General features: G+C 31.2%; 15 protein-coding genes. 4 read left to right on the forward strand and 11 right to left on the reverse strand.

Annotation, left to right across the window (positions count from 1 at the left end; all coding sequences use genetic code 11):
* Nucleotides 1–99: 99 nt before the first annotated feature.
* Complete coding sequence (locus tag KYI10_12435) at nt 100–927, forward strand: Lrp/AsnC family transcriptional regulator (protein QYA34207.1); 828 nt, start codon at nt 100–102, stop codon at nt 925–927.
* On the opposite strand, the gene KYI10_12440 is transcribed toward KYI10_12435, so the two are convergent.
* From KYI10_12440 to KYI10_12460, 5 genes are all read right to left on the reverse strand, one after another.
* A complete protein-coding gene (locus KYI10_12440) occupies nt 928–1548 on the reverse strand; it encodes a hypothetical protein (GenBank protein QYA34208.1) in 621 nt (206 codons plus the stop codon). It abuts the gene before it with no gap.
* A gap of 1 nt (nt 1549) precedes the next feature.
* Nucleotides 1550–1693, reverse strand: a complete 144-nt coding sequence (locus KYI10_12445; GenBank protein QYA34209.1) for a hypothetical protein — start codon at nt 1691–1693, stop codon at nt 1550–1552.
* Between the two features lie 40 nt (nt 1694–1733).
* Entirely contained in the window at nt 1734–2831 is a 1098-nt protein-coding gene (locus KYI10_12450; protein QYA34210.1) for a relaxase/mobilization nuclease domain-containing protein, read from the reverse strand.
* Nucleotides 2813–3256 carry a hypothetical protein gene (locus KYI10_12455; protein QYA34216.2) on the reverse strand — a complete coding sequence of 148 codons (444 nt, stop codon included), beginning with the start codon at nt 3254–3256 and terminating at the stop codon, nt 2813–2815. The genes KYI10_12450 and KYI10_12455 overlap by 19 nt, the downstream gene beginning before the upstream one ends.
* A 519-nt stretch (nt 3257–3775) precedes the next feature.
* A complete protein-coding gene (locus KYI10_12460) occupies nt 3776–4147 on the reverse strand; it encodes a hypothetical protein (protein QYA34211.1) in 372 nt (123 codons plus the stop codon).
* A gap of 162 nt (nt 4148–4309) precedes the next feature.
* Between KYI10_12460 and KYI10_12465 the strand changes: the two genes are divergently transcribed.
* Nucleotides 4310–4402, forward strand: coding sequence for a type I toxin-antitoxin system Fst family toxin (locus KYI10_12465; protein ID QYA34212.1), 93 nt, complete (start codon nt 4310–4312; stop codon nt 4400–4402).
* Between the two features lie 118 nt (nt 4403–4520).
* Here the strand turns inward: KYI10_12465 and KYI10_12470 are convergent, their stop codons facing one another.
* The gene (locus tag KYI10_12470; protein QYA34213.1) at nt 4521–4727 is read right to left on the reverse strand and encodes a hypothetical protein; all 207 of its coding nucleotides are present in this window, start codon (nt 4725–4727) and stop codon (nt 4521–4523) included.
* A 276-nt stretch (nt 4728–5003) separates the two neighbouring features.
* Between KYI10_12470 and KYI10_12475 the strand changes: the two genes are divergently transcribed.
* The gene (locus KYI10_12475) at nt 5004–5558 is read left to right on the forward strand and encodes a hypothetical protein (protein QYA34214.1); all 555 of its coding nucleotides are present in this window, start codon (nt 5004–5006) and stop codon (nt 5556–5558) included.
* Nucleotides 5559–5688: 130 nt separating this feature from the next.
* Here KYI10_12475 and KYI10_12480 read toward each other — a convergent pair whose 3' ends face one another.
* Nucleotides 5689–6210 (reverse strand): hypothetical protein, encoded by a 522-nt coding sequence (locus KYI10_12480; GenBank protein QYA34215.1) that lies wholly within the window; start codon nt 6208–6210, stop codon nt 5689–5691.
* Between the two features lie 873 nt (nt 6211–7083).
* Between KYI10_12480 and KYI10_12485 the strand changes: the two genes are divergently transcribed.
* Nucleotides 7084–7650 (forward strand): tyrosine-type recombinase/integrase, encoded by a 567-nt coding sequence (locus tag KYI10_12485; protein QYA34203.1) that lies wholly within the window; start codon nt 7084–7086, stop codon nt 7648–7650.
* On the opposite strand, the gene KYI10_12490 is transcribed toward KYI10_12485, so the two are convergent.
* Genes KYI10_12490 through KYI10_12505 form a run of 4 tightly spaced genes read right to left on the reverse strand, consistent with a single transcriptional unit; the run spans nt 7645 to nt 10867 of the window.
* Nucleotides 7645–8259 carry an ATP-binding cassette domain-containing protein gene (locus tag KYI10_12490; GenBank protein ID QYA34204.1) on the reverse strand — a complete coding sequence of 205 codons (615 nt, stop codon included), beginning with the start codon at nt 8257–8259 and terminating at the stop codon, nt 7645–7647. The genes KYI10_12485 and KYI10_12490 overlap by 6 nt on opposite strands.
* A gap of 1 nt (nt 8260) precedes the next feature.
* Entirely contained in the window at nt 8261–8575 is a 315-nt protein-coding gene (locus tag KYI10_12495) for a YxeA family protein (protein ID QYA34205.1), read from the reverse strand.
* 1 nt (nt 8576) lies between these two features.
* Nucleotides 8577–10535 (reverse strand): DUF1430 domain-containing protein, encoded by a 1959-nt coding sequence (locus tag KYI10_12500; GenBank protein QYA34206.1) that lies wholly within the window; start codon nt 10533–10535, stop codon nt 8577–8579.
* Between the two features lie 47 nt (nt 10536–10582).
* Nucleotides 10583–10867, reverse strand: a complete 285-nt coding sequence (locus tag KYI10_12505) for a lactococcin 972 family bacteriocin (protein QYA34217.2) — start codon at nt 10865–10867, stop codon at nt 10583–10585.
* Nucleotides 10868–11834 lie beyond the last annotated feature (967 nt).

The raw sequence follows: 11834 nt of genomic DNA on the forward strand, positions 1-11834 counted from the left end.
ATGATAAAAGTCATAGAGTGCATGCCATGGAAAAGACCGGCATGCACTCTTTTTTCGTTCCTAAATACTAAAAAAGGAATGATAGAAATGACTTACATCATGAACGACTTTGAAAACAACTTTGAAACAATCATCGCAATGGATCGTACGGTTGAACGATACAACCGTCACCTTAAAGAGACCGAATACCGTATTTTAAATGTATTAAAACAACATAGCTTAAAAGTGATTGGTTTTTCTCATTTAAAACTTCAAACCATCGCAGACCTTCTACATATCAGCAAGAAGACAGTCTACCGTATTTTAAAGAATCTTGATGCAAAAGGTTATATCACGAAGATTCACACTGTCAGTGGTAAACGTAAGAATAACGGTGCAATGGTCTTTAGAATCAATACCTATACACAGTATGAAATCATCCGAGAAAAAAATGTCCACGCTAAAATGTCCACGCTTAATCAAGTGATTAAGACCGGGAAAGAGCTGTCACAACAGGCGTTACAACATGTTCATGCAAAAAAGGAAACTATATTCTTTTTAAATCTATTAAATATCTTTTTAAGTAACAGAAAACGTTCTGTAAAAAAACACTCAAAAGTTTTATATCACAATATCAAGAACTCAAATATCCGTATCAAACCGATGGAAGTGCCTGACGAAATTTATAACGTCGCAAAGCCCTTCTTTAGTGATGAAGAAATTCTGTCTCTATACAAAACAATGCTGAAAGAAACCATCGGTAACAACATCTATAGCACTGAAGATCACATTGAAATTATGAACTATGCGATACAATCACTCGTTAAGGCAAAGAAAAAAGTCTATCACGGACAGAAATCTGAAATAAAGAGCGACAGAGCGTACTATATCGGGATTATTCGTGAATATATTGCACAACAGTTCTATGTCTATCATGCTGTCATCTAGTTATGGAGTGACGGATTGATATTCGAGATCAGGTCGTTTCTGTAGCTTCTCGACACGTTCCAGGAAAAACTGTTGCGTTCGTGGTGTTTGGATCTGTTGCTGAATCTGATAACGGACATTTTCATAGTCCTGTGCTGTCAGATTGCTGTATTCAGAGATGCTGAGATGTTCGAGTTGAAGATTTTGGATGAGCCTGTCACCGATCTGATGTTCATACGTTGATAGATAGTCACTGTGTTTATCCATCAGAGCTTTACGTTTCTTGGGGTCATCAATCTGATTGATTTTTTTCTGTGCGACTGAAAAATGTTGATGTGTAACATGCTTTTTCACGGTCGTATCCAGTAGTCCTTTGTCGACTAAACCTTCCAGATAGGTCTCAGCTATTTTGGACTGCTGTTGGACTTTCTGTACATGTAGATGTGCCTGATAATAAGGCAACGGTGATAAAGGCGTCCATGTACTGATCGTGAATCCTATGCCGAAGAGCATCACAGATAAAGGCAGTGTGAATCTTAACGATGCGAGATGGTCCTCAAGTTTCGCCGTCAATACAAATATTAAATAGAGACACAAAGCAACGATACAGATCGGGATGCCATAATAGAGGAATGTGAACATTCTAATGCATCCCTGTCATAAGATAATAGATGGTGAATATCACAAAGATCAGACTGATGATGACGGGGATATAGTTCAGGATAAGCTTTGTTCTGAGGTAGCTATGATTCAGCTCCGTCTGATGCATCTCTACTTCAGACTTCATCTCTCTTTTCAGATCCGTTAGGACGTCCCGTCTAAGACTTTCAGCGTTCAAATCCACCACGGTCATGGCGTCTATCTTGTCCTGGCTGTGTTGGATGGTCTTCTGAAGTTCGGTCTTGAGTGTTCGATTTTCGTTGATGACCGTGCGCATCTCCTGTTTGAGTGTCTCGTTGTAGCGTTTCATCCCCTGCATCTCTGATACGAGCGTCAAGTACTTGTCGTGCATACTGTTGAATGCGATCTCTGCTTTCTGGTACTTCAACGTTAGCTGTACGACCTGCTGGGAGAGATGTGAATCCTGATTGTCGTTTAAATCGTTCATAAGATTCTCGTTCCTGCTCCAGTCCGTATTGGATTCCCTCGGCACCATAATCAACTCCTAAATTTTTTTCACGTATGATACGTTTCTTACCATCCCGGTCGATAAAATCGTATGAAAAACGGGTCATCTGTTGCTTCTGATTGAATCTTTCCCTTATGTTGACACCTAGATCGGTTAGATGCGCCTTAAAGCGCTCTATATCGAAATGAAGGCTATCCTTTGTTTTTTCGAATGCCTGATCGATACGTGCTCTTAAATCATCTTTCCATATATATTCGCCTTTATCCTTGAGCTTCTGTTCTTTAATCGTAACTGATGTGCCACGTTCTTTATTTTTCTCAATGACAGGATAGCCGTGTTCTCTTACAATGGCATCATTGATCCGTTCGACAATCTTCTTTTCCTGATAACAATGATATTTATGGCCATCTTCTAAATTCACCGCATTAAACACAATATGATTATGATAATTGTTCGTATTGCCATGTGTATAGACGACAGCCTGAAAGCCACCACCGAGTTCTTTATTCAGCCGTTCGGCCAGTTCATATCCCATCTGATTCACTTCAAAAGGATCAATGTCACGGCCTTTAAAGGACTGTTCAATGAGATGTGCTTGAATGTCTTTGCCTTCGACCTTTGCTTTGTTGAACGCTTTCCTGACCACACCAAACTCATATTCAGCGTTACTCGGATCACAGTTGATGCCAGACATCGCAATACACTTCTTCTCCTGTGTGTCCTTATCTTTACCATCACGCCCATATTTGATGGATGCCGTGGCACTTTTAGACGAAGCTACTTTAGTCTGTGCCATATCTGATGCACCTCATTCTGAAGTCGTTCAAATTCATGCTTAGATGCCTGAAATTCTTCTGTCAGCTTTTTAATCGCATTCAATTCTACAGAACCAATATAGGGTTCACGTGCTAAAGTTTTTAAAGTACGTGTCGACTGATTCATATTGTTCCCCACCCTACTGATCTCACCGGATAATTTTGAAAGTGGTGGTAAGATACTCTGAATATCCTCTGACTTCATCAGTGGACGATGAATCTTCCCTCCTAATGCGCGCGCCTTTAAATATGATGTGATGTTCAAGTTGGCACTTGAAGCTGTACCAGCGATCACATCATATTCATCTGCGTTCACTCGGAAAGAAATAATCTTTGATTTTTTCTTTGCCTCGCTCACTTGTTCGTCCCTCCATTCTGTAAAAAATAGCTCATATTCATTCGTCATTTTTTACGCCACTCCGTGCCGAAGTGATGTGATGTATCGGTTCAGACTGCTCCCTATTCGGTCGCAGACATTCACACGATTATTGTAAATCCAAATGTCTCACTATTCGCTCGCATTTGAGATTAACAACAGCCATCACATCACAAGAACACAAAACATTTATTGTACAATTGTTCTGTCACGATGTTTATATCAATTGTACCATAAATTGTACAAAAAATGTTTTGGTCAAGCAGTGCGAATGTATACATTTGCTTCGCAAAGTCTACTTCACCTCCTTGTAAGGGAAAGCTTTTCCCTTAACCCTTTCGTTTTATATCATCGTATATTTCTTCAAAATATACGATGATATAAAATACAAAGATCCATACAAACATCATGTAATGTTTGTATGGATCTTTGTAGAAAAACTCTCCGAATGGATTTGAATATGCTGACTCCTTTCGTCATCATAATCCAATCCATTCGATACAAAAGATACTGTATACCCGTATCTTTTGTAAGACTGATTATCAAAGTTTAGCCCTTCGTTCTAAATTGTGATAACCAGTTCGTTAACCCCTTAAGATCACTCACGTGCCAGTAGCCTCTTGAATCGTCCATTGCATCCGCAATGCCATTCAGCGCTTTCTTTAATTGATTCAGTTCTTCCTGAACTGCTTGAAATTTATTCGGATCAATCTCTGACTGATCTTTATGTGCAATCACATAATTCTGTTTGAATTCATCCAACGAGATGAATTTACCATTCTCTTTTCTTGGAAAGTCTTTACCAAAGACTTCTTTTAATGTCTGAAGTTCTTTCTTATCTTTTTCACGTTTTTCTTTTAATAGTTGTTTCTTCTTTTCTTCTAATGCTTGTAGTTCCTTTTCGTAATCAATGTTTGTCATCGTATGTCCTCCTGATGTTTATCGTTATCCTTATTATGCCACTCATTTTTACACGATAAAAAGAATAAGGTAAGCCACCTAGAAGAAATTATAGTAATTCGATATAATGATTAAGCCGTCTTTACTTCCATAGGCGAGATCTTATGGAAGGAGGTGATCTCTGTGGAATTTCTACTTGTTAACGTTATTGCGCCATTGTATGTTGGCGTAGCACTTGCGTTGTTTTCTCACTGGTTAGATCAGCGTAAGTCGTAAGACGGCATACCAGCACCTAAAAAACCCCCTAACTGTTCCAGCAGTTAGGGGGTTCGGTGTTTCCATGGAATTTCTACTTGTTAAGATTATTATATATCATTCAGTTTTCTTTGTAAAACTAATCAATGACATAGACATACTTTACAGCATGTTTAAATATCGTAATTTCTCGTCCATCTTCTGTTTCAATGTAAATCTCATATTTCGCACCGAATAAATATGTTCCAGTCACAGCTTTGCCATCAAGGAAAACAACCTTAATCTTTTCACCTTTTTGATGATAAAAACCATATTTTCTTTTTTCTTCTTTAATGTCTTCAGACATTTAATCACCCCATATAAATTAACTACTTATTTTAATTATAACGAATAATTGAATTTAAGAGTAATTTAAAAGGATAAAGATGTTATAATTTTAGATGGATAAGAGTATATAAAGGTACATAAGCTATCTACATAATATATCCGGTGAATAGTAAATAGCCTAAGTGGTTAATGGTAGGTAATTATTATTATATAGCACATAATAAGTGCATAACTAATGTTGATTTTTATGTACATAGATGTACTTAGCACTGCATAATTGAAATGGAGTAGTTAAATGATGAATTATACAGTTAAACAATTAGCAGATAAGTTGGAAGTTACTAAAGCAACTATCACAAATAATGCGAAAGCGTTAGATTTAGAATTAAAAAAAATAGATAATGTGATACAAATTGATGATAAACAGGCAGTTTTAATCTCTCAGCGTATAAATAAGAACAAACAAGCAAATAGTATGATTAATAAGAATCCAGAAGATGTTAGTGTATCAGGTAGTCAAACAGAAGAAAAAGATTCTAGAAATGATGATTTGGTCGAAATACTAAAACAACAAATAGAAGATCTAAAAAAAGATAAAGATGAATATATTAATCAAGTTAATAATTTAAATGGTTTATTAAAACAGCAACAAACACTTTTATCCCAGCAACAATCATTACAATTGCAGTCAAATGAAAAGATAAAAGCATTAGAGATAGAATTGAATGAGATTAAAGAAGATGTTATAGAAGCACAAACAGTGAATATAAACGATAAAGTGTATAATGAACTAAAAAATAGCGATGATAGGAATAAAAAAGGATTTTTAAGCAAATGGTTTAAAAAATAGTTTTTATATAGGATTATAGGAGTGAAGATATTGGAATTGAAACACCAATTGGAAATATCAAAAAAATTTTCATCAATGTATTTATTATAATAAAAAATACAGAAGAAAACATACTGATGTATTCTGTATTTTAATTATCAATTCTTTTACTTTTAGAGTATAATCTTTCTTTCCAATAGACTTTCGGTAATTTACTGCCTATTATATAGGCTGCAATAGGTTTTAATAAATCTTTTGCAGCTGCTTTTGCAGTCGTTCCTGCAGCTATATTTCCTCCTGTTATCATTAAACCTATTAATAAAGTTGTATTATTAACATCATTTTCTAAAGAATGCTTTGTGGTTCTCACATATTTATAACCATCTACTGATCCTGCTGGTGGCCCTGCTGCTGCTCGAGATAAAATATTCTTTTCATCCGTACTTGAGCTTAAGCGTCCGTCAATTTCAATATCATCTTTTCGTAATTGAGAAGGCTCTTCTATAACCACTTCAGTAGTTAATTTCTTATATGAAACAATACCATTCTTCAAATTTGTTACTACAATTCTTTTATTAGCTGAATCTAATACCAATTTATAAGTATCATTTTTCTTTTCATCAGTTACTATATTATAATTAGTGCCGTATTTCACTTCTGAACCATCTTCCATAATAATCTTATCGTTTGTATATGTTATATTATCAACAGAAAAATTTTGACTTTTTACAGATTGTTATGCTTCAGCATTTGCTTTTAATGGGGATATAAAAGTAGAAGTTAATAAAGAAACTGCTACTGTGGTAGTAATTAATAAATTAGTCTTATTTGTCACGGTTATCATCTTCCTTCTTATAAATTTTTTCACCTAAAGTTGTAAAAATAATATACAGAATGATAGCAATTATTGGATTTAAAAAATAAATCCATAGAGGTCTATCCACTCCTTCATGCATTGTACTTGCTAAATAATAATGAAAGATAAATAAAAAGCTAATAATAATTAGACTAGTCAAAATCTTATAAAATTTATAGGTCATACTTTCACCTCGCAATATTGATGACAATTTCCTTCGATGTTGAATAGATTACTTCACTATTCCTTTCTTTTTTCTTAGCCATTGAAATCTCACTTTCTTCCATGACACTACTTTATTTTTAAATAATGGATATTTCTTTAGATAAAATTAAAGTAATTAGTATAATGTTTCATTATATTTATATTTTATCACCTCTATAATTTATTTTTTTCAGTATACCTTAATAATTCTATTTATTACTGAATTTTTAAAAATTTAAGGTAAATTTAAGGTTGTACAATCATTCGCTTCATTCGTCTATTTAGTCTACAGCTATAATAATCAATTAGAATTCTATTATTATACTTTTAATTGAATAGTGCGTCTCTTTAAAAATTCATGTAACATAATGGTAATTATGTTACATGATAAACCCCGACACCAAAGGGGTTTATTTTTATACCTGAAATAATGTATCATAGTGATATCAATACGTACATTATACGTATCATATAGGAGTGATTTGGATGAACAGCGTAGAACCGATTCGTGACGTAAAAAAGGTACAGGAGATGAAAGAAGCACTCGCTTATTATGGATCAGAGCGTGATGTCTTTTTATTTAATCTAGGGATTAACTGTGGCTTGAGAGTGAGTGACATGTTGGGATTAAAGAAAAAGGATATTAAGGACTATACAATCAAACTCAGAGAACAGAAGACCCGTAAACAGAAACAAATCCCCCTTTATCATCTAAAGGAGGATATTGATCGTTATATTCAGTTCCTGGAGGATGAAGATTATCTGTTTAAAAGCAATAAACTCGATTCTGAGGGCAATAGTAAACCCATTAGCCGTGTACAGGCTTATAGAATACTGAATCATTCAGCAAAATGTATCGGATTAAGTGAAATCGGAACACATTCAATGCGCAAGACCTTCGGTTATCATTACTACAATAAAACGAAGGATATCGCTTTGTTGATGGATCTATTCAATCATTCATCTCAGTCTGTGACACTCAGATACATTGGGATTAATCAGGATGTTATGAACGAATCAATTAGTAATGTAATGGAAAATATATTTTTATAAATTTATTATATTGTCACATTGATGAGCTATATCAATATCGTGTGTTGCTACAATTAAAACTTTATCTTTATCAATTAAAGATAACAGCTTAGAAAAAATAAAAAAGCCATTTTCTTTATCAAGAGCACCAGTAGGTTCATCTGCTAAAATTATGCTAGGTGACTTTAATATAAGTCTAATAAGAGATACCCTTTGTTGCTCCCCTCCACTTAGAGTTGATATTTTTCTACTTTTTGTAACATTAACATTAAATTCTTTAATATAATCTTCTTTTAATTTTTCTTTTTCTGATTTAGTCATTAATTTAAACTTTAAACCAATATCTAAATTTTCATTTACACTCTTGTTATCTACTAATCCATAATTTTGAAATAGATACCCTAAGCAATACCTATAAAAATTTTTATTAAATTTAATTTCACTATTATTATAAAATATAGTTCCATTTTTTGGTTTTTCAAATCCTGCTATTGTGTTAAGAAGTGTAGATTTTCCAGAACCACTTTTACCTACAATAGCATAAGATTCACCTAACTTAAATTCAATATTAAAATTATCAAAAATTAATTTCTCGTCTTTAATAACTGTTATATTATCTAGTTTAATCATACTATTTGCCCATTATTTTATTAAATTTTAATTTAGTAATGTATTTAATACTTTCAACGTATTTACCTTTATGTGTAATTTCAACGTATTCTTGACTAGGATCATATCCTTTAAAAGATAGTTTATAGTTTTTTTCGTCGCCATTTGCATCATAAATCACTATATTTTCATAATTTTGCGTTTCTTTATCTACTTTAGCATATGATATTTCTTTGCTAAGTAATGGATTAAATCTATCAGTGTGTTCATTTCTAACATTTAGTAATACAAATAGCATTACTAGACATATTATAATCGTTAAAATAATCTTTTTCATTTTATATCTCCTTAATTAGTTTAGTGTAATTTTTTTCTAATATATATATATATATTATTTGTAAAACAAATTGAAACAATATGAAAATAAGCATGATATAAATAAAAATTATATTTTTAAAATAAAAATAGCAAGATATACCCACAAATATTATTAGCAATGACTGCAATAAAATATAAGTTATATTACTATGCAAAATACTATATCCATGAATCTTTTTTATCAGTAATAATTTCTTGTTTTGATCAAAATACTGTTTAATATCAAATAATATAGTTATTGATATAGTAACAATATTTAATATCTGTGCTAATAATAAAATTAAATATTTAATTTTAATTTCTTTATAGTCACTATTGACTTTATCTTTAAAACTAGTAACGCTACTTACATAGTTTTCGAGGCCAAACTTTTTTATATTGTCTATAGTACTATCATAATTTTTAAAAAGATATGATCCTTGAGAAACAGATGTATAATAAAAATCATCACCTAAATCATTGCCTTCTATGACTAAAATAACAGGTGAATATATATAGGAATACTTTTTCATTGTACGAGTATCAAATGAATAAATTTTATAGTCATTTTCCTTACTTATAAAATGAGAATTTTGGTTTATATTTGTACCATCTTGTTGAAATTTTATCCAATCGTTAACATCTAATTCAATATTCTTTCGTTTACTCATTGAATTTACAGGCAATATAATTTCAATCTGACTAGCATCTGTTTTAATTGAAAAATCTTGATCTAATTTTCCATAAAAATCAATGAAATTCTTATTTATAAATAGTACTTTACTATTCTCAACGTTAGAATATGTATTACTAGGATTATAAACATTATTGTTTCTAATCAGTAAAGTATTATTTGTTTTTTCGCTATAAATAATTAAATTATGAAATTTTTTCTGCAATATTTTTTTTTCTTCTTCTTTATAGAAAATTGGAGCTATATCTACTGTATAATAATCATCCATTTGATTCCATATTTTCTTTGATTCATTAATTAAGCTAAGTTCTTTTAAATGGTTATAATTTCCTATATAGATAATAGAAAATACTAAAAGCAATATACACTTAGTAAAAGTGCTTATAATTCTAAGTTGTTTATAGGGTTTTTGTCCTTTTATTAGTGATGGAATATCTATTTTTATAACTAAAAAATAACTAATAATAGATATAATTATAATTATAAGCAAATATAAACAATAAAGAATAACTTCTCTTTTTATGAACAGGGTTATTTGACTGTTATGCTCAAGTAAGTTTAAATAAAGAATCGTTGCAAATATAAAAATAGCAAAAAATGAAATATAGTATAATATTTTTTTGTGAAAATCCTCAAAAATAATATTTCCATTAGAATATCCATTTAGTTTTTTAATAGCAATTTCTTTGAAATTGCTACATACTTTTGTTAAGAAATAAAGAATATAAATAATAAATAATGATAATATAGGGAATAGTAATCCGTTATCCGCTATTAAACTAATAAATAAAATTTGAGGAGATATTTTTATTATATCTGACTTAATTCCTAATTTAAGTAAACTATTTTGAATATTAGTATTATTTATATTTTTTTCTTTAACAAAATAATTTCCTCTAACATCTTTTTTTAGCACTTCCTCAAAATTCATAAGTTTATTTTTTTTACTGTTAAAGGTTTCTGTCAAATCTTTTTCCTTACTATTTATAGGATAAATATACTTCTTTGTTTCATTTTTTCCATCACTATAGCTTACTTTATAAATAGAAATGTCATTTTCTTTAGAAATTTTATTTAGTTCTTTATATATGGATTCTTTGCTATGTTTAAAATCCCATTCCGTAATTTTAATTACATAATTACTATCTGGTATCAATTCTTCTTCTTCTTTAAGACTAAACAAAAATAGAATCGAAAAAATAATAAATAACATAGAAAGATCTAAAATTATTTTTAAAATTTTCATTTTTCCCTTTCCATCAAGAAAAGAATGGATAAATTATCCATTCTTTTTTAATACACTTTATAATATGTTTGATTTCCAGACCAAGATTTTTCTGCGGATGCCTGTGCTTTTACTCCAGGACGAGTTTTCCCACTCTCTGAAGGATATTTACCAATTGCAGTCGAAGCATGATATTTTGAACCATGAGAATAGTACGACCAAACATATTTTTCTCCTACTCCATATTCCCATTTTCCACCTTGCGCGTATACAGTTGCTGCACTAACAACACCACTAATAATACCTAATAACATTAATCCAGATAAAGAAACTGATATTAATTTTTTATTCACTTTTGATCTATACCCTCTGTAATTTTTTACATTTTTAGTATAATATTTTTGGATTTTTTTTACAACAATATTTTGAAATATAAGTAAAAAGTAATAACATCTGTATAGAGATATTTTAAATAAATGATAATTTCCATTGCATACATTCTATTCTTAATTGTATAATTAAGGCAAATAAAAAAGAACGGCAGGAGTGATAGGAGCTACCAACTCCCATCAGACCTCAATCTTACGTTACCACAACTAACGTAATCATGATTTTACCGATCTCTTCTATATAATATCTTGTGTAGCAAAAGTAACCTTTGCTTATAAGTACATTATATAGGCGTATCGGTAAAACCTCAATAGACTTGGCTCAAATTAAGAAAAAAGTGGATGAAGAGAGATTACAAAAGACAGGTAGTGTAAGATCGCTACCTGTCTTTTTGTTTGCCTCAACTTCATACGACAGTACATGTTTCAGGTGTTCTTCATGTAAAAAAGGAACGGTGGGCTGGAGTCATAGACCAACAAATTCATCCAGCATGTCTACGGATTTTTTCACTTATTCTGCGGGCATATGCGGTAGTTTGCATGATTCCACTTTTCTACCACTCGTGAGTCACCCAGGCAGTGACGAGCAGATATCTAAAAACACGGATAGGGCTTTCTAAAATAGTTAGGTGAATAGCACTACCGTCTTGTTAAAAATAAAAAATAGCAAACCAAAATAGAAAATTTCTATTTTGGTTTGCTATTTTTTTGGAATAGTTATACAATTTAATTAACTTAATTGAACGTAAAAAGAACATTCAGCATTAATAACTGTTAGCGCAGTTATTAATCGCCTACCGATCGCGTACATCGGCAAACACTTTAGAATGTTCCTTAAACTCTTCTTATAAGATTATGTTTTAATCATACCCGATTTTTAAAAAGTTTTCAATAAAACAAATCGAAAGAATTATTTAAGGAAACATCATAT

The sequence above is a fragment of the Macrococcus sp. 19Msa1099 genome (assembly GCA_019357535.2).
GTDB classification, from domain to species: domain Bacteria; phylum Bacillota; class Bacilli; order Staphylococcales; family Staphylococcaceae; genus Macrococcoides; species Macrococcoides psychrotolerans.

Excerpts from the sequence above, each read along its gene's own strand:
- KYI10_12435 (QYA34207.1), top strand. The coding sequence starts at position 100 with ATGAACGACTTTGAAAACAACTTTGAAACAATCATCGCAATGGATCGT.
- KYI10_12440 (QYA34208.1), bottom strand. The coding sequence starts at position 1,548 with ATGTTCACATTCCTCTATTATGGCATCCCGATCTGTATCGTTGCTTTG.
- KYI10_12445 (QYA34209.1), bottom strand. The coding sequence starts at position 1,693 with ATGAAGTCTGAAGTAGAGATGCATCAGACGGAGCTGAATCATAGCTAC.
- KYI10_12450 (QYA34210.1), bottom strand. The coding sequence starts at position 2,831 with ATGGCACAGACTAAAGTAGCTTCGTCTAAAAGTGCCACGGCATCCATC.
- KYI10_12455 (QYA34216.2), bottom strand. The coding sequence starts at position 3,256 with ATGACGAATGAATATGAGCTATTTTTTACAGAATGGAGGGACGAACAA.
- KYI10_12460 (QYA34211.1), bottom strand. The coding sequence starts at position 4,147 with ATGACAAACATTGATTACGAAAAGGAACTACAAGCATTAGAAGAAAAG.
- KYI10_12470 (QYA34213.1), bottom strand. The coding sequence starts at position 4,727 with ATGTCTGAAGACATTAAAGAAGAAAAAAGAAAATATGGTTTTTATCAT.
- KYI10_12475 (QYA34214.1), top strand. The coding sequence starts at position 5,004 with ATGATGAATTATACAGTTAAACAATTAGCAGATAAGTTGGAAGTTACT.
- KYI10_12480 (QYA34215.1), bottom strand. The coding sequence starts at position 6,210 with ATGGAAGATGGTTCAGAAGTGAAATACGGCACTAATTATAATATAGTA.
- KYI10_12485 (QYA34203.1), top strand. The coding sequence starts at position 7,084 with ATGAACAGCGTAGAACCGATTCGTGACGTAAAAAAGGTACAGGAGATG.
- KYI10_12490 (QYA34204.1), bottom strand. The coding sequence starts at position 8,259 with ATGATTAAACTAGATAATATAACAGTTATTAAAGACGAGAAATTAATT.
- KYI10_12495 (QYA34205.1), bottom strand. The coding sequence starts at position 8,575 with ATGAAAAAGATTATTTTAACGATTATAATATGTCTAGTAATGCTATTT.
- KYI10_12500 (QYA34206.1), bottom strand. The coding sequence starts at position 10,535 with ATGAAAATTTTAAAAATAATTTTAGATCTTTCTATGTTATTTATTATT.